This is a genomic window from Streptomyces sp. NPDC004752 (assembly GCF_053601275.1).
The window spans coordinates 41,144-64,200 of record NZ_JBSGBN010000051.1; the positions used below are offsets into that span (position 1 = coordinate 41,144).

Annotated in this window: 24 protein-coding genes; 13 read left to right on the forward strand and 11 right to left on the reverse strand. The window is 72.1% G+C overall.

Translation table 11 applies throughout. The annotated features are described in order from the left end of the window. Nucleotides 1-197: 197 nt before the first annotated feature. Entirely contained in the window at nt 198-1,562 is a 1,365-nt protein-coding gene (locus tag ACWEKM_RS21980; protein ID WP_451622868.1) for an AAA family ATPase, read from the forward strand. Between the two features lie 24 nt (nt 1,563-1,586). Here the strand turns inward: ACWEKM_RS21980 and ACWEKM_RS21985 are convergent, their stop codons facing one another. After that, nucleotides 1,587-2,348 (reverse strand): class I SAM-dependent DNA methyltransferase, encoded by a 762-nt coding sequence (locus ACWEKM_RS21985; protein ID WP_451622869.1) that lies wholly within the window; start codon nt 2,346-2,348, stop codon nt 1,587-1,589. A gap of 133 nt (nt 2,349-2,481) precedes the next feature. Between ACWEKM_RS21985 and ACWEKM_RS21990 the strand changes: the two genes are divergently transcribed. The 3 genes from ACWEKM_RS21990 (at nt 2,482) to ACWEKM_RS22000 (ending at nt 5,302) form a co-directional block, all read left to right on the forward strand. Then, entirely contained in the window at nt 2,482-3,438 is a 957-nt protein-coding gene (locus tag ACWEKM_RS21990) for a GlxA family transcriptional regulator (protein ID WP_451622870.1), read from the forward strand. Between the two features lie 113 nt (nt 3,439-3,551). Continuing rightward, the gene (gene gap / locus ACWEKM_RS21995; protein ID WP_451622871.1) at nt 3,552-4,550 is read left to right on the forward strand and encodes a type I glyceraldehyde-3-phosphate dehydrogenase; all 999 of its coding nucleotides are present in this window, start codon (nt 3,552-3,554) and stop codon (nt 4,548-4,550) included. 170 nt (nt 4,551-4,720) lie between these two features. After that, nucleotides 4,721-5,302, forward strand: a complete 582-nt coding sequence (locus ACWEKM_RS22000; RefSeq protein WP_451622872.1) for a histidine phosphatase family protein — start codon at nt 4,721-4,723, stop codon at nt 5,300-5,302. A gap of 89 nt (nt 5,303-5,391) precedes the next feature. Here the strand turns inward: ACWEKM_RS22000 and ACWEKM_RS22005 are convergent, their stop codons facing one another. After that, nucleotides 5,392-5,832, reverse strand: coding sequence for a GNAT family N-acetyltransferase (locus ACWEKM_RS22005; RefSeq protein WP_451622873.1), 441 nt, complete (start codon nt 5,830-5,832; stop codon nt 5,392-5,394). Between the two features lie 20 nt (nt 5,833-5,852). Then, a complete protein-coding gene (locus tag ACWEKM_RS22010; protein ID WP_451622874.1) occupies nt 5,853-6,419 on the reverse strand; it encodes a TetR/AcrR family transcriptional regulator in 567 nt (188 codons plus the stop codon). 104 nt (nt 6,420-6,523) lie between these two features. Between ACWEKM_RS22010 and ACWEKM_RS22015 the strand changes: the two genes are divergently transcribed. Further along, nucleotides 6,524-7,441 carry an NmrA family NAD(P)-binding protein gene (locus ACWEKM_RS22015; protein WP_451622875.1) on the forward strand — a complete coding sequence of 306 codons (918 nt, stop codon included), beginning with the start codon at nt 6,524-6,526 and terminating at the stop codon, nt 7,439-7,441. A gap of 87 nt (nt 7,442-7,528) precedes the next feature. Here the strand turns inward: ACWEKM_RS22015 and ACWEKM_RS22020 are convergent, their stop codons facing one another. From ACWEKM_RS22020 to ACWEKM_RS22035, 4 genes are all read right to left on the reverse strand, one after another. Next, nucleotides 7,529-8,287, reverse strand: coding sequence for a CbtA family protein (locus tag ACWEKM_RS22020; protein ID WP_451622876.1), 759 nt, complete (start codon nt 8,285-8,287; stop codon nt 7,529-7,531). A 22-nt stretch (nt 8,288-8,309) separates the two neighbouring features. Further along, nucleotides 8,310-8,531: a CbtB domain-containing protein gene (locus ACWEKM_RS22025; RefSeq protein WP_451622877.1), complete on the reverse strand. Its 222-nt coding sequence runs from the start codon at nt 8,529-8,531 to the stop codon at nt 8,310-8,312. A 340-nt stretch (nt 8,532-8,871) separates the two neighbouring features. Then, the gene (locus ACWEKM_RS22030) at nt 8,872-9,630 is read right to left on the reverse strand and encodes a nucleoside/nucleotide kinase family protein (RefSeq protein ID WP_451622878.1); all 759 of its coding nucleotides are present in this window, start codon (nt 9,628-9,630) and stop codon (nt 8,872-8,874) included. A gap of 150 nt (nt 9,631-9,780) precedes the next feature. After that, nucleotides 9,781-10,161 carry a winged helix-turn-helix transcriptional regulator gene (locus ACWEKM_RS22035; protein WP_451622879.1) on the reverse strand — a complete coding sequence of 127 codons (381 nt, stop codon included), beginning with the start codon at nt 10,159-10,161 and terminating at the stop codon, nt 9,781-9,783. A 144-nt stretch (nt 10,162-10,305) separates the two neighbouring features. On the opposite strand from ACWEKM_RS22035, the gene ACWEKM_RS22040 reads away from it, so the two are divergent. Further along, entirely contained in the window at nt 10,306-10,713 is a 408-nt protein-coding gene (locus ACWEKM_RS22040) for a RidA family protein (protein ID WP_451622880.1), read from the forward strand. A gap of 351 nt (nt 10,714-11,064) precedes the next feature. Continuing rightward, the gene (locus ACWEKM_RS22045) at nt 11,065-12,924 is read left to right on the forward strand and encodes a gamma-glutamyltransferase family protein (protein WP_451622881.1); all 1,860 of its coding nucleotides are present in this window, start codon (nt 11,065-11,067) and stop codon (nt 12,922-12,924) included. A gap of 152 nt (nt 12,925-13,076) precedes the next feature. Here the strand turns inward: ACWEKM_RS22045 and ACWEKM_RS22050 are convergent, their stop codons facing one another. Together ACWEKM_RS22050 and ACWEKM_RS22055 are read right to left on the reverse strand one after the other, a co-directional pair. Next, nucleotides 13,077-13,862: an SAM-dependent methyltransferase gene (locus tag ACWEKM_RS22050; RefSeq protein WP_451622882.1), complete on the reverse strand. Its 786-nt coding sequence runs from the start codon at nt 13,860-13,862 to the stop codon at nt 13,077-13,079. A 320-nt stretch (nt 13,863-14,182) separates the two neighbouring features. Beyond that, nucleotides 14,183-14,647: an ATP-binding protein gene (locus ACWEKM_RS22055; RefSeq protein WP_451622883.1), complete on the reverse strand. Its 465-nt coding sequence runs from the start codon at nt 14,645-14,647 to the stop codon at nt 14,183-14,185. A gap of 244 nt (nt 14,648-14,891) precedes the next feature. Between ACWEKM_RS22055 and ACWEKM_RS22060 the strand changes: the two genes are divergently transcribed. Further along, entirely contained in the window at nt 14,892-15,767 is an 876-nt protein-coding gene (locus ACWEKM_RS22060) for a helix-turn-helix domain-containing protein (RefSeq protein ID WP_451622884.1), read from the forward strand. 116 nt (nt 15,768-15,883) lie between these two features. On the opposite strand, the gene ACWEKM_RS22065 is transcribed toward ACWEKM_RS22060, so the two are convergent. Continuing rightward, a complete protein-coding gene (locus ACWEKM_RS22065) occupies nt 15,884-16,537 on the reverse strand; it encodes a TetR/AcrR family transcriptional regulator (protein ID WP_451622885.1) in 654 nt (217 codons plus the stop codon). A 411-nt stretch (nt 16,538-16,948) separates the two neighbouring features. On the opposite strand from ACWEKM_RS22065, the gene ACWEKM_RS22070 reads away from it, so the two are divergent. Continuing rightward, nucleotides 16,949-17,836 carry an endonuclease/exonuclease/phosphatase family protein gene (locus ACWEKM_RS22070; RefSeq protein WP_451622886.1) on the forward strand — a complete coding sequence of 296 codons (888 nt, stop codon included), beginning with the start codon at nt 16,949-16,951 and terminating at the stop codon, nt 17,834-17,836. 558 nt (nt 17,837-18,394) lie between these two features. Here ACWEKM_RS22070 and ACWEKM_RS22075 read toward each other — a convergent pair. Continuing rightward, nucleotides 18,395-18,739: a VOC family protein gene (locus tag ACWEKM_RS22075; protein ID WP_451622887.1), complete on the reverse strand. Its 345-nt coding sequence runs from the start codon at nt 18,737-18,739 to the stop codon at nt 18,395-18,397. 221 nt (nt 18,740-18,960) lie between these two features. Here ACWEKM_RS22075 and ACWEKM_RS22080 point away from each other — a divergent pair, with 221 nt between their 5' ends. The 4 genes from ACWEKM_RS22080 to ACWEKM_RS22095 all read left to right on the forward strand — a co-directional run. Further along, entirely contained in the window at nt 18,961-20,247 is a 1,287-nt protein-coding gene (locus tag ACWEKM_RS22080; protein WP_451622888.1) for an ABC transporter substrate-binding protein, read from the forward strand. Nucleotides 20,248-20,299: 52 nt separating this feature from the next. Continuing rightward, complete coding sequence (locus tag ACWEKM_RS22085) at nt 20,300-21,238, forward strand: carbohydrate ABC transporter permease (protein ID WP_451622889.1); 939 nt, start codon at nt 20,300-20,302, stop codon at nt 21,236-21,238. A gap of 13 nt (nt 21,239-21,251) precedes the next feature. After that, the gene (locus tag ACWEKM_RS22090) at nt 21,252-22,079 is read left to right on the forward strand and encodes a carbohydrate ABC transporter permease (RefSeq protein WP_451622890.1); all 828 of its coding nucleotides are present in this window, start codon (nt 21,252-21,254) and stop codon (nt 22,077-22,079) included. Continuing rightward, nucleotides 22,076-23,057: LacI family DNA-binding transcriptional regulator (locus ACWEKM_RS22095; RefSeq protein ID WP_451622891.1), on the forward strand; the 982-nt coding region annotated here is incomplete at its 3' end. The genes ACWEKM_RS22090 and ACWEKM_RS22095, both read left to right, overlap by 4 nt.

Genomic DNA, 23,057 nt, shown 5'->3' on the forward strand with positions numbered 1-23,057 from the left:
CCCCCCTCCCCCTCCCCCTCTCCCCCTCACCCTTCCCCCTCACCGGCCTCGCGCCGGCGACGGCCGTGCCCGGCCCGGCCCCGAAAACCGACGCATCTCCCCTCGCGGCGAGCGCCACACTGTCGGCTCCCCGCGGGCTCACCACCGCCCCGGCGCCCGGACGTCGGGGCAGCACCGAACGACGAAAGGGGCGTGAAGTGAGCGATACATCCACGGTGGACGTGCTTGCGGCGGCGCTGGTCCAGGCACGCGAGGCGGCCTGTCTCACCCAGGAGGACCTCGCGGAGAAGTCCGGGCTCAGTGTGCGGGCCATCCGCAACCTCGAAACCGGTCACACCGCACGGCCCCGAAAGCAGTCCGTGCTCCTGCTCGCCGAGGCCCTCGGTCTGGCACCCGCCGAGGTGACGCGGCTTGTGCGTGGGGCGCGCGCCGGCAACCACGCCGAGCCTCGCCCCGAGCGGGCCCCGCGGTCGCTGCCCGCGGAACTGCCCGCGGCTCCCCGTCACCGCCTTGTCGGGCGGGAACGGATCGTCACCGCGCTCCGCACCCACCTCGCGTCGCGGCAGGCCCGCGGCCCCGGACGACCCGCCATCGTCGTCGGACCGCCGGGCGCGGGCAAGACGTCCCTGATCCTCCAGGTCGCGCACGGCGTACGCGACCGGTTCCCGGACGGGCAGATCTTCGTCGATCTGCATCCGGCCTCCGCCGCCCCGTTCACCCCCGACATGCTCGTGCGCCGCATACTCCGCTCGCTCGGCGGGGCGCCCGCCGCACAGAACCCGGAGGAGGCGAGTGCCCGACTGCGGGACGCACTCAGCCGCAGACACGTCCTGGTGGTCCTCGACAACGTGGACAGCGAGGCGCAGGTGCGGCCACTGCTGGTGGACGACGCGCGCAGCGCGGTCCTGGTCGCCGCGCGATGTGAACTCTCCGCGCTTGCCGGGCAGTTGACGCAGCGGATCGGCGCGCTCGCCCCTCGGGACGCCCAGGAGATGCTGGCGGACCTGGCGGGGACTGCGCGTACCCGCGCGGAGCCGTCGGCCGCGATGAGCATCGTGCGCTGCTGCGGGCGGCTGCCCCTGGCCCTGCACCTCGCCGGGCTGTGGCTGTCGGCGCGCCCGCATCGGTCGCTGCGCGACCTGGCGGACCGTCTGGTGGACGAGCGGGACCGCATGCCGTTCCTGCGGGTCGGGGATCTGTCGTTGCAGGCGAGCGTGGCGGCCTGCCACCGGGTCCTACCCGTCCCGATCGCGGCCTCGCTGCGTCGGCTCGGCGCGGTGCGCGGTGACTTCGGCGTCGACGACGTGGTCGGACGTGCGGCGCCGTCCCGGCAGCTCGCGGTGGACCTGCTCGACGAGTTGCTGAGCCGCCAGGTCGTCCATGTCAGCGAGTTCGGCAGGAACGGACAGCACCGCTACCGGTTGTACGACTCGGTACGGCTGTACGTCGCGTACTGCGGTGAACGCCCGCCGGGCGACGGCGATCCGGCCGACCGGGTCCGGCTCCCCCGCCGGACCGGGCGCACCCAGCACCGGGTCCGCCGGCTCCGGCCCGCCACCTGACCTCGGAAGGTCGAGGCCCGCGGCCTACGTCGGCGGGAGGCGGTAGACGGACACATGGGAACGCGAGTCGGCGGTGAACTCGGCACCGGTCCAGTCCGCGTGCCGGGACTCGGGCTCGAACCCGGCGAGTTGGGCCATGAGGTCGAGTTCGGCCGGCCAGATGTAACGGTGGGGGCCGCGGTACAGCCGCGCCTGATCGGTCTCGTCGAAGTGGATGTGATGGGACACGACCCGCTGGTGCAGGACGTCGTAGGTGTCCAGACCGATGTATCCGGCTTCCGAGTGCCAGACGGTGGCCGACTGGCCCGGCGGCAGCTTGCGCAGCTCCGGTACCCACAGCTCGATCACGAACCGGCCACCGGGCCCGAGATGGCGGGCGGCGTTGCGAAAGCACTCGACCTGCTCGGCCTGTGTGAGCAGATTGGAGATCGTGTTGTAGACGAGGTAGACGAGGGTGTAGTCACCGGGGGCGGCGGTGGTCGCCATATCGCCGATGATCACCGGGATCGTCGCCTCGTCCGCCTTGGTCCGCAGTTTCTCCACCATCGGCGGTGACAGCTCGATACCGGTGACGGGGACTCCGCGCGCCGCGAGCGGGACCGCCACCCGGCCGGTCCCGATGGCGAACTCAAGGGCCGCGCCGTCGCCCGCGAGTTCCGCGAGCCGTGCCACGGTCGGCGCCAGCACCTGGGGCGCGAACATGCCGATGCCGGGGGTGTCGTACCGCTGAGCGGTGTCGGCGTCCCAGATCCTCTGCTGCTGCGTTCCGCTCGTCTCCTCCTGCATTTCGCCGGCATTCGCGCTCCCCCACCGCGATGTCCACCGGATCTCCGGCGCCGGTGCGGGCTCGGGTCCAGGGCCCGGCGTCGCGCGACCGCCGTGCCGAGGCCGCCGCCGCTTCTCCGCGTACCCTGTGCGGGTGTCGCCCTCCCGTTTGCAGCGCGTCGCCGTCGTGGTGCTCGACGGTGCGAAACCGCTCGACGTGGGCATTCCCGCGCAGGTGTTCACGACCCGCGCGAGCATGCCGTACGAGGTGCGGGTGTGTGGCGCCGTGCCCGGGCTGGTGTCCGGCGGTGACGGCCTGTCGTACCACGTCGCCCACGGTCTCGACGCGCTCGCGTGGGCGGACATCGTGTTCGTCCCCGGCTACCGGTTCCCGGACCGGGACGACCCACCGCGGGCCGTCGTCGACGCGCTGATCGCCGCCCATGACCGGGGGGCGCGGCTCGCCGCGATCTCCACCGGCGCCTTCGCGCTCGCCGCCACCGGTCTGCTCGACGGCAAACGCGCCACGACGCACTGGCACTACACGCGGGCGCTGGCGGCGCGGCATCCGCTGGTCCGGGTCGACGAGAATGTGCTGTTCGTCGACGAGGGTGAGGTGCTGACGTCGGCGGGCGCCGCCTCCGGCATCGATCTGTGCCTGCACATCCTGCGCCGCGACCTCGGGGTGGCCGCGTCCCATCACGCGGCCCGGCGGCTGGTCACGGCCCCCTATCGCAGCGGCGGTCAGGCGCAGTATGTGCCGCGCAGCGTGCCCGAGCCGCTCGGCGAGCGGTTCGCCGCGACCCGTGAGTGGGCACTGCACCGCCTGGGCGAGCCCCTGACCCTCGATGTGCTCGCCCGGCATGCGGCGGTGTCGCCGCGCACCTTCTCGCGGCGCTTCGTCGAGGACACCGGATACACACCGATGCAGTGGGTCATGCGCGCCCGCGTCGACCTGGCCCGTGAACTTCTCGAACGTTCGCAGCGGAGCGTCGAGCGGATCGCCGCCGACGTCGGTCTGGGCACCGGCGCCAATCTGCGGCTGCACTTCCAGCGCATCCTCGGCACCACGCCGAGCGAGTACCGGCGCACCTTCACCCGGGGCGCATAGCCCCGCCGGCCTCGCCGCCGTATGGCGTGATCCTTGCGAACCATGGCACTCACGCCGCTGCCGACGGCGGACGCCGCACGCGAGGCTGATGGCGAACCGAAGGGACACCATTCATGACTCGCATCGCCGTCAACGGATTCGGTCGTATCGGACGCAATGTGCTGCGCGCGCTGCTGGAGCGCGACAGCGATCTCGACGTCGTCGCCGTCAACGACCTCACGGAACCCGCGGCCCTCGCGCGGCTGCTCGCCTACGACACGACGGCGGGCCGGCTCGGCCGGCCCGTGACCGTCGACGGGGACACCCTCGTCGTCGACGGCCGACGCCTCCGGGTGCTCGCGGAACGCGAGCCCGAGCGACTGCCCTGGGCGGAACTCGGCGTGGACATCGTGCTGGAGGCGACCGGCCGCTTCACCTCGGCGAAGGCCGCAGGCGCGCATCTCGCCGCGGGTGCGAGGAAGGTACTCGTCAGTGCGCCGTCGGACGGCGCGGACGTGACGCTCGCGTTCGGCGTGAACACCGACGCATACGATCCGGCCGCGCACACCATCGTCTCGAACGCCTCGTGCACGACCAACGCGCTCGCGCCGCTGGCCGCGGTGCTCGACGAACTCGCCGGCATCGAACACGGTTTCATGACGACCGTGCACGCCTACACGCAGGAACAGAATCTCCAGGACGGCCCGCACCGCGACGCCCGCCGGGCCCGCGCCGCGGCCGTGAACATCGTGCCGACCACGACGGGCGCGGCCAAGGCGATCGGTCTCGTGCTGCCGAACCTCGACGGCAGGCTGTCGGGCGACTCGATCCGGGTGCCGGTGCCGGTGGGCTCGATCGTCGAACTCAACACGACCGTCGCCCGGGATGTGACGCGCGACGACGTGCTGGCGGCGTACCGGGCCGCGGCGCAGGGGCCGCTGGCCGGCATCCTCGAATACTCGGACGACGCGCTCGTCTCGTCCGACATCACGGGCAACCCGGCCTCGTCGATCTTCGACTCGGCGCTCACCCGCGTCGACGGCCGACACATCAAGGTGGTCGCCTGGTACGACAACGAATGGGGTTTCTCGAACCGGGTGATCGACACGCTCGAACTCCTCGCCGCCCGCTGACCGGCACCGACCGCGACGACCACCGACACGGTCCGTGGGCCGACGACGGCCGACTGTCCCGCTCGCGGCAGTCGCCGTCGCCTGCCGCCGCACCGTGCGGCTTCGTACGGATGCTACGTTCGCGGGCGCACGAAAGCGGCGGCCCCCTTCTCAGCGGCAGGAGCGATGTCGTGACCAGCCGGGTGTTCCTTCTCTCTCCCGCCATGAGCGCGTCGCTGCGGCAGTCCCGCTTCGACGACGGCGGTTCGATCGACGACGGCGGCGCGCGACGGGCCCGTGCGGCAGCCGGCTCGCTGCCCCGGGCGGCATGTGTGCTCACCTCGCCGAGCGTGCGCTGCCGGGAGACGGCCGTGGCGCTCGGTCTGAGGGGCCAGGTGGCACCGGAGTTGGCCGGTCTCGACATGGGGCACTGGCGAGGCCGTTCCTTGGACGAGGTGGCCGCCGCCGCGCCGGAGGCGGTGGGCCGATGGCTCGGCGACCCGGACGCCGCGCCGCACGGGGGCGAGTCGGTCCGGGACCTGTGCGGACGGATCGGGCGCTGGCTGGCCGCCGCGGCGGGCACGGACGGCCGTACGCTCGCCGTGGTCGAGCCGGAGGTCGTGCGGGCGGCCGTCGTCCATGCGCTGGGCCTGCCGGCAACGGCGTTCTGGCGCCTCGACGTGCCCCCGCTGACGGTGACCGAACTGACCGGACGGGCCGACCGCTGGAACCTGCGGCTTGGCCACCCGCCGACCGCGCCGGACACCGACTGAGCGCTCCGCTGGAAATGCCGCGGCATATCGATACAGCCCCGCGCCCCTTCGGGGTGCTGTCGAACCGCAGCGTGCTTCATCGGACCTGCTCAGCGCGGCTTGCGCACCATGTACACGTCCACCGGGTCCTCGGTCTCGACGGTGAACCCGTGCCGCTCGTACAGCCGCCGGGCCGGGCTGCCCTGAAGGACGTTCAGCCGGGCCGGGAGACCGTCGCGGTCGCACCGCTCAAGGAGTTCACGCAGCACGCCCGAGCCGATGCCGAGGCCCTGAAGGCGCGGGGCCAGGTAGAAGTGCTCAAGCCAGTGGGCGTCCGCGGCCGGTCGCAGCGCCACGCAGCCGGCGAACGCGCCGCCCGCCTCGATGACCCAGGTGTGCCCCGGGTCGAACGCGTCGCGCAGCCGCTGCCGTACCCGCCGCGCGTCGTAGCGTCCGAGCCGTTCCAGGTCCGCCCGCAGCACGACCGCGCGCAACTCCGCCGCCGCCTCGACGTCCGACACCGACGCCGCCCGCAGGTTCCAGTCCGCCATGGCTTCCGCTTCCCCTGTCGTCACCGCTGCGGGCTGACTCCCGCCACGGTCAGCGCCAGCAGCCGGTCCGCCTCGCCGACGGGGTCCGGATGGTGCTCCGTGGCCAGGGCAATCCCGGTGACCAGCGTGACCAGGTCGGCGACGGTCACGCCCGGTGCCACGGCACCGTCTCGGGCGGCGCGGCGCAGCAGCGGGTCGACGGCCTCGGTAAGCCTGGCCGAGCAGGCGTCGACGTGCCCCGCGTCCGAGTCGCCCGCCGGCTCCTGGGTGAGTACGGCCGCCATCCCCCGGGCGGATGCGGCGTACGCGGTGAGGGCGGCCAGCCACTCCAGCAGCGCGGCCCGGCTGTCGACGGCACCGGCCAGGTCACGGGCGCGGGCGCACAGGTGCTCGATCCGTTCCCGGAAGACCGCCTGCAAGAGGGCGCTGCGATTGGGGAAGTGCCGGCGGACGGTGGCCGAGCCGACTCCGGCCGTACGGGCGATCTGCTCCAGGGACGCGTCGGCGCCGTGCGCGGCAACCTCCTCCTCGGCCACCACGAGGATGCGCGCGTAGTTGCGCCGGGCGTCCGCACGCTGGACGGGCATGGTGTCACCTCGGAGTTTGCTAAGTGGCGGGGCCCTCCGTATCTTAGCCGAGAAGAAACGGCGGGCCCCGCCGTTTAACTCATGGGCAGCATGGGAGAAGCATCGTGCCTACAGATCCCGCACCCGTCCTGGTCGCCGGCGCCACCGGCCGGCAGGGCGGCGCCACCGCCCGGGCCCTGCTCGCGGCGGGCGTTCCCGTCCGCGCGCTGGTCCGCGACCCCGCAACCGGCCGGGCGAAGGCCGTCGAAGCGCTCGGCGCCGAGCTGGTCACCGGTGACCTCGACGACCGCGACTCCGTGATCCGGGCCGCCGAAGGGGCCCGCGCCGTCTTCTCGGTGCAGATGCCCGACCTGAACGGACGTGGTTTCGAGGGCGAGTTCGCGCAGGCCGTCCATCTGATCGAGGGCGCGCTGGCCGCCGGCGTGCCGCAGTTCATACACACGTCCGTGTCGGGCGCCGGGCAGCACACGCAGAGCCCCGGCTGGGCGGAGGGCCGCTGGGCCGCGATGGAGCCCTACTACTCCACGAAGGCCGGGATCCAGGACCGCGTCCGTACGGCGGGCTTCGAGCACTGGACGCTCATCAAGCCGGGCTTCTTCATGGAGAACTTCCTGCCCTCCGAGGCGTTCCTGTTCCCCCGGGGCGTCGAGGGCGGTCTGGTCAGCCTGCTGAAGCCGGGCACGTGGCTGTCGCTCGTGGCGGTCGACGACATCGGCAGGGCGGCGGCCGCCGCCGTCGCCGCACCCGAGCGGTTCGACGGCGTGGAACTGGAACTGGCCAGCGACTACCTGACGATGAGCGACATCGCCGAGACGCTCTCCCGCGTCCTGGGAACGGAGCTGACCGCCCCCGACATGACCCTGGAGGAGGCCACCGCCGCAGGGATGCCCGCCATGGGCACCGGGCACGACCGGATGAACGAGACCGGTCAGCCGGCTCGCCCGGAATACGCGCGGGCCCTCGGTATCCCGCTCACCGGCTTCGAGCAGTGGGCGCGGCAGCACCTGCGCGCCTCAGCCTGACACCGCTGCGTGCCGGCTGCCGACGCCGGAGGGCCCCGGACGGTTCCGAGGCCCTGGCGGGCCGAGCGCACGGCGCGGGCGCGATCCTCAGCGCGCGGCCGGAACCGCCTTCGCCGTAGCGGCCGCCCCGGGCTTCGGGTTCAGCAGCCGCTCGGCCAACTCTCCGAAGAGCAGGCCGAATCCGGCCCACAGGACGGCCTGGACGGCCAGGGTGGACAACCGGAACCGCCACAGCAGGGCGGCCGGGAAGCCCGTCGGCACCTCATTGACGACCGGCAGGAACGCGTACGCCAGGCCGATCACGACGACGAACGCGGCCACCGCCACGACGGTGGCGTACCACGTGCCCAGCCGGGACGCGAGCCGCTTGCCGAGGAGGGTGGCGGCGATCGTGAGGAGCACGCTGAGCAGCATCATCAGGAAGTACAGGGCGGTCCGCTTGCCGATCGTGTCGGCTGCGCCGACCGACGGCGGGTTGGCGGGGTACTTCAGGAACGGCACGACATACACGGCGAGCAGCGCGCAGCCGGACAGCAGCAGCGCGGTCGCCCGAGGGCCGAACCGGCCGACGCGCCCGAGGGCGAAACAGTAGGCGAGCGCGGCGATGCCGCCGAAGGCGACCCCGTAGACGAGGACTCCGGTGGCGAGGCCGGCGGTGGACTGCAAGGAGCGGGCGACGACCTCCACCTCGTGTTCGTGGGCGTGGGCGTGGGCGTCCTCCAAGCCGATCGCCTTGTCGACGCTCGGCTCGCCGAGGAAGTAGGCCACGATCAGGGCGAGCAGGCCGGCCGTGAGACCGGCGAGCATGCCCCGGACGAGAAGGCCGCGTACGGTTGCGGAGTTCATGGGTGTGCGGTGTCCCCTCGCGTCAGTGGCAGGGGAAGCCGAGCAGGTGTCGGGCGTCGTGCACCCATTCGTGGACGTCCGTGCCGCTGAACACGGAGGTGGCGCCCTGCTCGGCGCCGACGAAGTAGAGCAGGACCAGCATCAGGACGCCGAAGAAGACCGCCCAGGGGGCTATCGCCTTCAGCGGCAACTTGGCGGGAACTACGGGGGTGGTGGCTGTCGGCCGGGCGACATGCTGCGCCATGGCAGGACCTCCTCTGGGAGTTCGCGTCCCATCTCGGTGGTGCACAGGACGACGGTCACGGGTCTGACTCACGAGCGGCCAGGGGCGCTCGCATACAGTGGCGCGACCGTGCCGGATTCCCACCGGCTTCCGTCGTACCGTCGTCGATATCGCAGAGACCGTACCGCGTGGCGCGTGCCCGGCCAAGACCGCACCCGCCTCGGCTGACCTTCCTCTCGTGGCCGGCCGGGCGGGCGGTGCGGCCGGGCCGGCGCCGAGGGCCCACGGTGGCACAACCCCGGCCGCTCGACGCTCCGTTCAGTGGTCCTCCGTACCGACGGCCCGCCGACCGAGTCAACGCTCAGTCAGCCGTGGGCCCGGTGCCGGGGGGCGGTGCCCCGACGGTGGTGTCCCGGCCGGTGCCGTTCGAGGCCGGTTCGCCTGGCGGCGGCGAGAAGACCAGGTCGGCCCGGCTCAGCGTGGCCGCGATGAGGTCGGCGTTGCGCTGGTCGGTGCCGAGCGACCACGCGCGGGCCTCCGCAAGGGGTTTGCCGTACGCCACATGCCGCTGGATGAGCCGGTTCAGCCGTGTCTCCTCGTCGATGGCGACGTACCACACTTCGTCGAGCAGCGCCCTGACGCCCGCCCAGGGGCCGTCGTCGAGCAGCAGGTAGTTGCCCTCCGTGATGACCAGCGGTGTCTCGGCCGGGACCGGGACGGCGCCGGCGACGGCCTCCTCCAACTCACGGTGGAACCGCGGGGCGTACACGCACTCCGCCGTCGGCTCACGCAGCCGGCGAAGCAGCGCCGCGTACCCCGCGGCGTCGAAGGTGTCCGGTGCGCCCTTGCGCTGCCGACGGCCGAGCCGGTCCAGTTCGCTGTTGGCCAGGTGGAACCCGTCCATGGGCACCACGACGGCCGTGTCCGGGCCGAGCGCGGCGGCCAAGCGGGAGGCCAGCGTGGACTTTCCGGAACCCGGTGCGCCGACGATCCCCAGCATCGCCCGCCGTCCGGCCCCGGCGAGGGCCAGGGCTCGTGCGTGCAGGTCGGTGAAGGCCAGCGCCTCGGGCGAGCCGGAGGTGCCGGGGCCTGCCGCGGGGAGACGGTGCGGGCGCGTCATCGCGGCCACCCGTGACCGATGACGACATGGGGGGCGGCTGTCATCTGGCGACTCTCAAAACCGGTGATCCTCCACTTGAGGGCTGTCTGGTGTGCGTGCCCGTCACGCTGGGCGCCGGTCGATCACGGTCGGCCCGTGCGGAGGGGGCCGTCAGGTGTCGAAGCGGGCGCGGGATGCCTCGATGTGGCCGAGGTACCGGTGGGTCCAGGCGCACATGCCGTCGACCGTCGCTCTGAGGCCCCGGCCCGGCCCGGTGAGGGTGTACTCGACCCGTGGCGGCACGGTGGGGTGTACGGTCCGCTCGACCAGGCCGTTGCGCTCCAGCATGCGCAGGTTCTGGGTGAGCATCTTGTGGCTGATGCCCTCGATCTCGTTCCGCAACTCACTGAAGCGCAGGGTGCGTTCACCGAGGGACTCGATGATCAGGAACGCCCACTTGTTGGCGACGTCCGAGAAGATCTCCCGCGCCAGGGAGTCGGCGCGGGTGAGGTCCGCGTCGTCGACGGAGCCCGTGGGCCGCTTGGTCACCATGAGGTTCCCCAGTCACCGAAAAGTGCGTTCTTCCATGTCAGCGAACACTCTCCTACGGTTTCCGAGTAACCACAAGAGAGCGAGAGCCTCTTGGATCGACGGAAGCGGGCCCTTGGGCTCCGAGGACGCAAGGAGACAGCCGGCATGGCCATCACCCTCGTCAACCCCGGCGGGCTGCCGGACATCGACGTCTACCGGCAGGTGTCGGTGGCGTCGGGCTCGAAGCTGGTCTTCGTCGCCGGGCAGGTCGCCTGGGACGCGGACGGCGTCACGGTCGGCAAGGACGACCTCACCGCCCAGGTCGAGCAGTGCTATCTCAACGTGGGCACCGCCCTGTCCGCGGTCGGCGGCTCCTTCGACGACGTGGCGAAGCTGACCGTGCACGTCGTGGACTGGACCCCCGACAAGATGCCGCTGCTGCTGGCGGGGATCGACCGGGCGGCGGCGCGCCTCGGCGTCACCCCCGTACCGCCCGCCACGCTGCTGGGCGTGGCGGCGCTCGACGTGCCCGAGCACCTGGTCGAGGTGGAGGCCGTCGCGGTCCTCGACTGAGCCGAGGGCGTCGGCCGGCCTGGCGGAGAAGCCGTACTCGGCGTGCGGTACGGGGTGCATCACCCGTGCGACATCGTCGCCACCGCCTCGGTGGCGGCACCCGCGCAGGAGACGCTGACCGTGACTCTCGGGTGCCGCTCCCGCGGCCCGGCGACGAGGCTCACGATCGGCTCCTGGCCATAGGCCGAGGAGTGTCGGCGGCGCGGTTGAGGGCGTCGGAGAACCCGGCGCGTTCGGTCTTCTCCGGCGCGCGGCGAACCACCGCGCCGCCCATGGCCGTCGCCATCGGGAGGGTGTCCTGTGTCCTGGGATGTCTTGGACACCCCGCGGCCCACCCGGTTTACTCGCGGTATGTTCACCACCCGCCCCACGCTCCAGGGCACACACGGCATGGTGTCCGCCACCCACTGGCTGGCCTCCGCCGCCGCCATGGCCGTGCTGGAGGACGACGGCAACGCGTTCGACGCCGCCGTCGCGGCCGGCTTCGTGCTGCACGTGGTGGAGCCCCATCTCAACGGCCCCGGGGGCGAGGTGCCCATCGTGTTCGCACCGGCGGGCCGCGCGCCGTTGGTCCTGTGCGGGCAGGGTCCGGCGCCGGCCGGCGCCACCCTCGACCACTACCGCTCGCTCGGCCTCGATCTGGTACCCGGCACCGGGCCGCTCGCCGCCGCGGTGCCGGGGGCGTTCGACGCCTGGATGCTGCTGCTGCGCGACCACGGGACCAAGTCGCTCGCCGATGTCCTGAAGTACGCGATCGGCTACGCCGAGCACGGCCACCCGGCGGTGGAGCGCATCGGGGAGACGGTCGAGACGGTCCGCGCGCTGTTCGAGACCGAGTGGCCGACCTCCGCCGAGCTGTACCTGCCCGGCGGCAGGTCCCCCGCCGCGGGCGCCCTGTTGCGCAATCCCGCGCTCGCCGCGACCTGGCGGCGGCTGATCGCGGAGGCGGGGGCCGCGGCCGGTGCCGGGGCGGGCCGCAGGGACGCCGAGATCGAGGCGGCGCGCCGGGTGTGGCGAGAGGGCTTCGTCGCCGAGTCGCTCGCCGAGTTCGCCGCCCGCCCGGTCATGGACACCTCGGGCGAGCGGCACGCCGGAACCCTGTCGGGTGACGACCTGGCCGACTACGCCGCCGCCTATGAGGAACCGGTCACCCACGACTGGCAGGGCTGGACGGTGGCCAAGGTGGGCCCGTGGAGCCAGGGTCCGGTCCTCCTCCAGCAACTCGCCCTGCTGCCCGAGGGATTCGGCAGCGGAGCCGGTCAGCCGGAGCACGGCACGGCGGAGTACATCCACACCCTCGTCGAAGGCACCAAGCTGGCGATGGCCGACCGGGAGGCGTGGTACGGCGACGCCGCGGGCACGGCGGACGTGCCGCTGCGGACACTGCTGTCCCCGGGCTACAACGCGGCCCGCCGGACGCTGATCGACACCGGCCGAGCGTCGTACGAGCTGCGCCCCGGCAGCCCCGACGGCCGGATGCCTCGCCTGCCGGAGCCTGCCGCCGGTCCCCGGACCCCGGCGGGCGCGGGTGCGGGCGCGGGCGCGGGTGCGGGCGCGGGCGCGGGCGCGGGCGCGGGCGAGCCGACCGTGGGACGGGACGGCGCCACCCGCGGCGACACCTGTCATGTCGACGTGGTCGACCGCTGGGGCAACATGATCTCCGCCACCCCGAGCGGCGGCTGGCTCCAGTCCAATCCGGTGGTGCCGGGCCTGGGCTTCCCGCTGGGCACCCGGCTGCAGATGACCTGGCTGACGCCCGGGCTGCCCAACTCGCTGACGCCCGGCCGCCGGCCGCGGACCACGCTGACTCCCTCGCTCGCCCTGCGCGACGGCGAGCCGGTGCTCGCCTTCGGAACTCCGGGCGGCGATCAACAGGATCAGTGGAGCCTGCATTTCTTCCTGGCCGTGGCGCTGCGCGAAAAGGTGCGCGGCGGTTATGACTTGCAGGGTGCGATCGACGCTCCGAATTGGCACACGGACGCCTTTCCGTCCTCCTTTTATCCACGCACCATGGAGCCGGGGTCGATCACCGTGGAATCCCGGGTCGGTGACCGCGTGTTGGCCGGGCTGCGACGCCGCGGACACCGGGTCACGGTCGGTGACGCCTGGTCGGAGGGGCGGCTGTGCGCGGTGGCCCGGGATCCGGAGACCGGCGTCCTGTCGGCGGCCGCGAATCCGCGCATGATGCAGGGGTACGCGGTCGGAAGGTAGCGGGGACTGGGGAACGCGGGGATTGGGGAATGCGCGGGGATTGAGATATGCGAAGGCGCCGCGTTCCTGATCTGCGGACCACCGGTGTCATGCCCCGGCGGTCCGCAGGTCCCGCTTGATCGCTCGCTACGCCTCTCGGTCGGCCGCCCCGGTCAGGGGATGCGCGCCACGGCCGTGTAGATGCCGCTGCCCTCGGGGGCGGGCGGCGTCGACTTGAACCACTCCGGAGCCGTCACCACGCCCGGCTCCACGAGGTCCAGGCCGTCGAAGAAGCGGCCGACCTCCGCGCGGGTGCGGAAACCGAGCCGTATGCCGCCCTTGGCGTACTCGGCGGTCACCTGCCGGGCCTGTTCCACGAAGAGGTCCGAGGCGGCATGCGAAAGGACCAGGTAACTGCCCGAGGGGAGCGCGTCGAGCAGATTGCGCACGATGCCGTACGGGTCCTGGTCGTCCGGGACGAAATGCATCAGCGCGATCAGTGACATGGCGATGGGCCGCTCGAAGTCGAGCACGCCCCGCGCGTGTTCGACGATCTCCTCGGGCCTGCGCACGTCCGCCTCGATGTAGTCGGTGGCGCCCTCGGGACGGCTGACCAGCAATGCCTCGGCGTGCGCCAGCACGATCGGGTCGTTGTCCGTGTACACGATCTTCGCAGTCGGCAGGATCCGCTGGACGATCTGGTGCAGGTTGGGTTCCGTGGGGATGCCGGTGCCTATGTCGAGGAACTGGTCGATACCCTGCTCGGCGAGCCAGGCCGACGCGCGGTGCATGAACTCACGGTTCTGCCGGGCGGCGTCATGGGCCTCGGGCGGCAGCTTCTCCCCCACCGCCTCGTCCACGGGGTAGTTGTCCTTGCCGCCCAGCAGCCAGTCGTAGACCCTCGCGGGGTGCGCCTTGCTGGTGTCGATCTTGCGGGGGCCGGGGGTGCCGGTTGTCATCACGGACTCCGTCGCTCAGGTGGACCAGTGATCACTGGCGATCACCGAAGTCTGGCACACCGCCGCACATGCAGGAACGCACGGGCCCGGTCCGCCCCGGCCCCGGCCTCGTCCGGATCGCGGGCGCGGTCGCGGCGCGCAGCGCGACCGTACGTCCGGCCCACCGCTCGCACCCGGGTGTGCGAAGGCGACCCGCGATCTCCGGGCCGACGCCGGGAAGATGACGTCGGTCCTCATAGCCGATGCCTTCCTCATGGCCGATGCCCTATGGACCGGGCGGAGTTGCACCGACGGGCCGCCGAGCGGGCTCCGGCCGCCGCTCAGCCCCGTGCCCCGTTCCCGTCGCATCCCAGATCCGCCCAGACGACACGGCCCTTGCCGTCCGCCGCCTCCCCCACCCCCCAGGCGTCGCTGAGCCTGCTCACCAGCAGCAGCCCGCGCCCGCCCTGGTCGTCCTCGTCCGGTTCGCGCACCGCCGGAACGCCCACGCCGCGCCGCTCGTCCTCCACCTCGATCCGCACCCGGTCACCGCGCACCTGCACCCGGCAGGTGATCCGGCTGCCGCCGGAGTGGGCGATGGCGTTGGTGACGAGTTCCGACAGGACCAGGATCGCGTCGTCGGCCGGCTCGTCCACCAGACCCCACCCGGCCAGCAGGGTGCCGACCAGACAGCGGGCCTGCGCGACGCAGGCCGCTCCGGACGGCAGACCGAACTCCTCGGAACGGGGGGCCGGCCCATGAGCCGCACATCCCATGGCCGGATGCGGGAGAGGGAGCAAGGCCATCGCGGTACGCCCTTCGCCTGGCTGCGCCGTGGTCGGGTGGATCGGTATCGCGTCGGTTCGACGCGAAGCCGGCGATGTTTCTCGCCGGGTCCGACCGTCGGCGGTCATGTGTGACCACACCAGCGTCGCATCGCAGGATCATTTGTGCAACCAGCAATCTGCACATTTCAAAATGACACGGCGTGCTTTACTGGAGATGGAGTGATCGAATTTCTTGGAGTACGTCCCTGGTGAGGGGAATCGCATGACCTCGGCAACCGACTGGGGCGGAGCGCCCTCCGTGCTGCGGATGATCCTCGGAAAACAGTTGGAAGAGTTGCGCTGCCGGGCCGGCCTGAGTTTCGAGGAGGCCGGCGCCGCGATCGGGGTGAGCCACTCGACGATTCGCCGCATGGAGGCGGCGAAGGTGGCCCGGCTGCGTCTCGCGGAGACCGAGAAACTGCTGCGCACCTACGGTGTGACGGACCAGCAGGAGATCGACGAGTTCCTGGTTTCGGTGCGCCAGGCCAATGGGCACGGCTGGTGGCACGAGTTCCGGGACGTCCTTCCGGAGTGGCTGCCCTCGTACTTGAGTCTGGAGCAGGCGGCCCAGCAAATCCGCGGCTATGAAGCGCAGTTCGTCCATCCGCTGTTCCAGACCGCGGAATACGCCCGGTCACTCGCCCACTCCGACGCGCCACACGCGTCGGAGCAGACGAACGAGCGGAAGGTCGCGATGTGTCTGCGCCGACAGGAGATCCTGTCGCGCGAGGCACCCCCGCGGCTGTGGGTGATCATGGACGAGACGGTCTTCCGTTGGCCGGTGGGCGGGCCGGCCGTCATGCGCGACCAGGTCGACCGCCTGATCGAGGTGAACCGGCTGCCGCATGTGACCGTGCAGATCATGCCGTTCCAGAACGGGCCGCATCCCGCGATGCACGCCGGTGCCTTTCATCTGTTCCGGTTCGAGGCCAGGGAACTGCCGGACATCGTCTGGCGCTTCGGTCTGACCGGATCCGCCAGCCTCGACCGGCCCGAGGACGTGGTCGCCCACCGTGAGGCCCTGGACCGCCTCGGCGCGCAGGCCGCCTCGGCGCGCCAGACCGAGGCGCTGCTCACAACCCTGCGAAAGACACTCTGACCTCAGCCGCAGCGTGCCCCACCGCATGCTGGAGCCGACCCGTGGGACCTGTCGGTCCATTCGCGGGCCAACCAAGTTCACGAACCGGGGGCCGGTGCCGCCGGGGGCCCGTGGGGTCAGTGCGCCAGCAGATCGTCCAGTTCCGCGGCGAAGAGTTGCGCGGGGTCGAAGCGCATGCCGGTGAAGTGGTCGGCGAGTTCCAGGGACAACAGGCCGTGCAGCCGGGTCCAGAAGGTCAGGGCCCGGTGGAGGGCCGCCGACGGGGCGGGATGGCCGTCCGCCCATTGACGGTGCTCTTCGATGTGACGGTCGAACGGGCTCGTCGGACCCGCGCAGGGCAGTTCGGCGCAGGCGTCGAGCAGGAACGTCATGATCTCGGAGGCGATCGCGGTGATGTCGTCGGGCGCGTGATAGCCCGGCACGGGAGTGCCGTAGATGAGGAAGTACCGCTGCGGGTCGGCCAGGGCCCAGGCGCGCAGGGCGTGCGCCAGCGCCGCCAGGTCGGCGCCGGACTCGGACCGCGCGACCTGGCCGAAGGTGTCGGCCAGGCTGCGGTACGCGTCCCTGATCAGCTCGGTGATCAGCTCGTCACGGCCGGCGAAGTAGCGGTAGAGCGCCGGTCCGCTCATCCCCATCTGCTTGGCGATCGCATTGAGCGAGAGAGCGGACGCGCCCGCCGTGGCGATCTGCCCCCACGCCCGCTCCTTGATCTCCTCGCGCACCTGGGCGCGATAGCGCTCGCGCGGGGTCTTCATGCCCGTTTCCGTCATGACCTGCCGCCCCTCCACGCCGTAGCGCTACACACCGAAGAATCAGTTAGAGGCTATCACGGAGCCTCCGTATGGAAGCGAGCGGGGCCTCCTTCGCCGAGCGGTACGACCTGGTGGGCACGAGCATCGTCGGCGGCGATGACCGTGCGGTGGCCGGGGCGGTCGGTGGGAACCGCCGAATCCAGTTGTCCGCTTGTCCGCGATCCGTCATCGGGTGGGAGCGCGGGGTTCACGGCCGCTGCCTACGGTGACTGGTCGCCAGGGGCTCCCCCAACTCCGCGAGGGCGATCCGCACCGGGCAGGCCGACCGCGCCCCGGCCGGCCGCCTCCCGGGCACACTCACCCCGCTCGCCCCGGGCACCGCGCACCTCGTTCGCCGCGGGCCCACCGCACTCTGATCCGGAGGATTGTGTGAATCGCAGCACCCGACGGTCCACTCGCCGCGCCCTGATCGCCGCCCTGCTCGGCGCCGCCGCCGCACTCGGCGCGGCATCGCCCGGTGCCGCCTCGGCGGACCGGCCGGCCGACGCGGCGTCGGCCGCGCGTCCCGTGCCGCTGCGCGTGGCCACGTACAACATGCACGCCGGAGCCGGGCAGGACAACGTCTTCGACCTCGACCGCACCGCGGCGGCGCTCCGCGATCTGCACGCCGACGTGATCGGCCTCCAGGAGGTCGATGTGCACTGGGGCGCCCGCAGCGGCTACGCCGACGAGGCGAGGGAACTCGCCGAACGGCTGGGCATGCGGGTCTTCTTCGCCCCGATCTACGACCTGCCACCCGCCGCGGAGAACGCCGAGCGGCGGCAGTTCGGGGTCGCGGTGCTCAGCCGGCTTCCGGTGGCCGCCGTCGAGAACCACGAGATCACCCGGCTCTCCACCCAGGTCCCCGACGCCGTGCCCGCCCCCGCGCCCGGCTTCGCCGAGGTGACGGTCCGGGTCCGCGGCACCCTCGTGCACTTCTACTCGACCCACCTGGACTACCGGGCCGACCCCTCGGTCCGGCGTGCCCAGGTGGACGACATGCTCGGCATCCTCGCCGCGGACCGCGGGCCGAAGGTCCTCGTCGGGGACTTCAACGCCGACGCCGGCGCACCCGAGTTCGCGAAGCTGTGGGGTCCGCTGGCCGACGCGGCGCCGAACGGCGGCAAGACCTACCCGGCGATCGACCCGGTCTCCCGCATCGACCTGGTGACCGTCTCGCCCGAGGTCACCGTCACCGGCGCGCGCGAGGTCGCGACCGAGGCATCGGACCACCGGCCGGTGGTCGCCGACCTCCTGGTCCGACGGCACGGTCACTGACCCACCACCGCTCACGGGGCCCGCACGCCCACCCGGGGCCGGGGCGGCGGGATCCCGCGCGGGCTCGGCGCGCGCTCAGGCCGGTTCCCGCCGCCGGTGAGGAGTACGCCCAGGTGGCACACGGCTGCCGACCCGCCACTTCCGGGTTGCGAACGACCGACAGCAGCGTCATCGAACCACCGCGCGTAGAGCCCCGACGGCCACAACTGCCGCCGGATCCCTTACGGTTGGGCACCGTGCCGCGGCCGAGGCCGGATACCGACAGAACCAGCACGCCCCACAGGCACCACCCGCCATCCACCGCCCGGCGCACAGCCGTTCCTCGGGGCGTTCGCGCTGCCGGCGCGGGCCCGGATCGCCGGAGCACCATGGCCGCGCCACCTCGACGCCGCCCGGCGCCGTCATCACGTACCGCGCCCCTCACATCCGCCGCAGGACCCCCACCCGCACCACCGCCCGGCCTCGACCGGAACACGCCCCCAACCCGCACCCCATCCGCACCCGCACCCGCACCCGCACCCGCACCCGCCGCAGGTGATCGGCCACGGCGACGCCGGTTCACTCCGGCGGAGCGCCGCCGAATCCGATCTCGTTTCCATCCGGATCGCGGTAGATGGCCTTGCGCACACCATTGGCGTAGGTCGTGCGCTGCACGGGCCGCAGTCCGCGTTCGGCGATGCCGGCGACCCGGGCGTCGAAATCGTCCACGAAGACGGTGTGCATGGCGTGACCCGCGCGGCCGGGCCGGTGCTCGACATACACATACCGGTGCTCGGCGAGTTCCCACACCGACTCGGTGTCGCCTGCCACGAACGTCGGCGGGAAGCCGAGCAGCCGCTCGTACCAATCCAGCGCCGCCGCATAGTCGTTGACGGGGATGCCGGCGAACAGGTCGAGAGCCATGCCGTCATCGTAGGGCGGCCCGTGACGGCACGTCCGCGCGTGGACGGCCGCCCGGCGGCGGGCGCGGGCCGGTGTCCGCCGAGGCCCCGGCCCGCTCCGGGTCCCTCGAAGTTCTCCGTGTCAAGGGGTTGACCTGGGGCGGTGGGCCTCCTACTGTCCTCGCACCTCCCGGGGTACATCGATTAACCAATCATTAACCGTCTGGTTGGAGACATCCCGCTGTGCGCTCCTCGCTGACTCGGCGCGGCCTTCTCGCCGCCGGTTCCGGCCTCGCCGCGGCCGCCCTGCCCGCCCTCTCCGGCTGCTCGTCGCTGGCCGCGGCGGACTCCGACCCGGACACCCTGGTCGTCCACACCCAGCTGGGTACGACGGCCCCGGGCTCCCCGACCTACCTGTCCGCCCTGGACCGGTTCCGCAAGGAGAATCCGGGCCTGAAGGTGAAGAACCTGATCAACGGCGACGACCTGGGCCAGGTCTACGAGACCTCGCGGCTGGCCCGCAAGGAGGCCGACGTCGTCATGGTCAACCTGTACGACAAGACGCTGGCCTGGACGGACGTGGACGCGACGGTCGACGTCGGCCCGTACCTCGACGCGTGGGGGCTGCGCGACCGGGTGCTGCCCACCGCGCTCAGGGCGTGGACCGACGCCCGCGGGCGGCTGCGGGCCTTCCCGTACTTCGCCACCAACTGGCCGGTCGCCTACAACCGGGCGCTGCTGGACCGGGCCGGTGTCGACGCCGTACCCACCACGGGCGACCAGCTCATCGCCGCCGCCCGCAAGCTGCGCGCCAAGGGCATCGCCCCCGTCACCGTCGGCGGCAACGACTGGACCGGGCAGAAACTGCTCGCGCAGATCATCCAGACCTACCTCACCGAGGACGAGGCCCGGCACGCCTACGCGACCGGGGACTTCGGCGGCCGTGCGGTGCGCGACGGCATCGACTACTTCGTGGCGCTGCGCGACGCCGGCGTGTTCGCGGACAAGGCACAGGGCCTGACCTCCGACTCGATGACGACACAGTTCAACACCCAGGGCGCGGCGATCCAGTCGGCGATGTCGTCCGCGCTGGCCAAGGTGCCCGAGCCGGTGGCCCGTCACACCGAGGTGGGCGGCTGGCCGCTGGCCCCCGGCGCGGCGCAGGACAGGCCGACCGTCATCCGGGCCTTCACCCTCATCGGGTTCTGGATCAGCCCGAACGGCGTGCGCAAGATCGGGCACGTCGAGAAGTTCCTGCGCTTCATGTACCGCCCCGACACCGTCTCCCGGTTCGTCAGGGAGAGCGGCCGGGACATGGCCCTGCGCACGGACACGGTCAGCACGGACTTCCCGCTGGTGGCCGCGGCACAGCGGCTGGGCGGGGACGTCAGTCAGGTCCTGCTGCCCGACGTGTATGTGCCGCCCGCCGCCACCCAGCCGCTGATCACCGCCACCAGCACCTCCTTCACGCGGGGCACCGGCGCGGCCAAGGTCCGCGCCCTGCTCGAAGCCGCGTACCGGTCCGCATGAGCCGCCGACCCGCTCCCCCGTTCCCCAAGCCCCCGTCCACGGGAGTCCTCGCATGACGACGCTGACGTCACCATCGGGCACCGCCGCGGCCCGCCGCACCGCCCCGCCCTCCCCCGCCACCGGCCGCGGCGGCCCGCGGCAGGGCGGCACGATCCTCGCCGTGCCGGCCCTGGTCTGGTACCTGGTGTTCATGGTCGGGCCGATGCTGGCCATCTTCGTGATCGCGACCCTGCACTGGCCGGGCATGCTGCAACCGGTGTCGTTCGCGGGCCTCGGCAATGTGCGCACGGTCCTGGACGACCCGGTGTTCTGGGACGCGGTGCGCAACACCGCCGTACAACTGGCCGTCGCCCTGCCCGTGATGATCACGTGCGCGTATCTGCTCGGCTACTACGTGGCGCAGCGCCCGCCGGGCCACCGGATCATCCGATATCTGCTGTTCATCCCGGGCCTGATCTCGACGCCGGCGAAGGCGATGGTGTTCTACGCCGCGCTGTCGCCGGACGGGCTGCTCAACGGTGCCCTGAGCGGGCTGGGCCTGGACTCGCTCACGGATGCCTGGCTGGCCTCGCCCTCGACGGCGCTGGCCTGTCTGATCGCACTGGACGTCTGGAGCGGGATCGGGTTCACGGCGGTGCTGTTCGCGGCGCGGCTGAGCAGCGTGCCGGACGAGCTGGGCGAGGCGGCGCAGCTGGACGGCGCCGGGCACTGGCGGACCATGTGGGCGATCCACTTCCCGGTGATCCGGGACTACGTCGGTGTGGTGACGATGCTTCAGTTCCTGTGGACGCTGTTCGGTTCCGCCCAGCATGTGCTGCTGCTGACGCAGGGCGGTCCCGGCACCTCCTCGACCACCCTGTCCTTCCTCGTCTACCAGAAGGCGTTCATCGCCGCGGACCTCGGCTACAGCCAGACCGTCGGCGTCATCCTCTTCCTCGCCGGACTCGTCGGACTCCTCGGCATCCGCCGCGTCTTCCGGCAGACCTACTGATCGGAGCAGCCCCATGAAGTTCGGCAAACGCTGGCTCCCGGCCCATCTGCTCGTGTGGACGTACGCGGTGCTGCTCGTCGTACCGCTGTACTACTTCGTCATCTCCGCGTTCAAGACCAACGACGAGATCTTCGGCCGCCCCTTCGCGCTGCCCTCGTCGTTCTCCTTCGGGAACTTCAGCACGGCGTTCAGCAGCGCCGACCTCGGGCTCGCCGTCGCCAACTCGGCCCTGGTGACGGTCCTCTCGCTGGTACTGACCCTGCTGCTTGCCGTGCCCGCCGCCTTCGCGCTGGCCCGGTCGACGGGGCGGACGGCCGGAGTGATCGAGAAGGTGTTCTCGCTCGGATTCCTCATCCCGACCTTCGCCGCCCTGTTCCCCACCTTCCTGCTGGCGGCGGCGACCGGCCTCTTCCACACCCGTACCTTCATGGTGCTGTTCCTGCTGGCGACGGCGATGCCGCTGTCCGTGGTGATCCTCGTGCAGTTCATGCGGACGGTCCCGCGGGAGATGGAGGAGGCCGCCCGGATCGACGGGGCGTCGACATACGCGGTGCTGCGGCACGTGTACACACCGATGTGTCTGCCCGGCATCGCGACCGTGCTGCTGCTGAACTTCCTGACCTTCTGGAACGAGTATCTGTACTCGTTGGTCATCATCGGCCCGGACCCGGCGCAGCGCACCGTGCAGGTCGCCCTGCCCACGCTGAAGTCGATCACCGGCACGGACTACGGGGTGCTGACCGCGGGCACCGTCCTCACCCTCGTACCGGTGTGGGTGGTGTACACGGTGCTCCAGAAGCGGATGCAGCAGGCCCTGGTCAGCGGGGCGGTGAAGCTGTGAACGAGGCCGCGCGGAAGGCGGCCCGTCGGCCCACCATCAAGGCGGTGGCCGCGGCGGCGGGGGTGTCGACCGCCGCGGTCTCGCAGGCGTTCAACGACAAGGGCCGGCTGTCGGAGGCCACCCGGCGGCGCATCCTGGACACGGCCGTGGAGCTGGGCTGGTCCCCCAGCGCCTCCGCGGCGGCGCTGCGCAGCGCCCGTACCCGGTCGCTCGCGCTGGTCGTGCGCCGGCCCACCGATGTGCTGGGTGCCGACCCGCACTTCAGTGAGCTGATCACCGGCATAGAGGGTGAACTGGCGCCGCGCGGCTACGGCCTGCTGCTGCATCTGGTCACCGATCCGCGCGAGGAGAACGCCCTCTACGAGCGGTTCGCCGCGGAGGGGCGGGTCGACGGCGCCGTGCTGACCGACGCGCGCGCCGACGACTCCCGGCCCGCCCTGCTGGCCCGGCTGGGCCTGCCCGCGGTACTGCTCGGCCCGCCGGACGGCTCCACCGGCGTGCCGCGGGTCGGTCTCGGGCAGCAGGGCGCCGGGGTCCGGGAGGTCGTGGAGCACCTGGTCGGCCTCGGCCACCGACGGATCGCCTATGTGGCGGGCCCGCCGGAGCTGCAGCACACCCGGCTGCGCCGGCAGGCGTTCGAGTCGGCCCTGAGAGCGGCGGGTCTGCGGCCGTTCGCCGTGCTGCACACCGACTTCACCGAGCGGTCCGCGGTCGGCGCCACCGAGGCGCTCCTCGACGCCGAGGGCCGTCCCACCGCGATCGTGTACGCCAACGACTCCATGGCCGTGTGCGGCATCGGCACCGCGCAGCGCGCCGGGCTCGGCGTGCCGCGGGATCTGTCGGTGGTCGGCTACGACAATCTGCCGCTCGGCCGCTGGCTGCACCCCCGGCTCAGCACCGTCGACCAGCAGGTGCAGCGCGTCGGCGCCGCCGCGGCCCGGCTGCTGCTCGCCCTGTGCGGCGAGGAGGTCGCGAAGC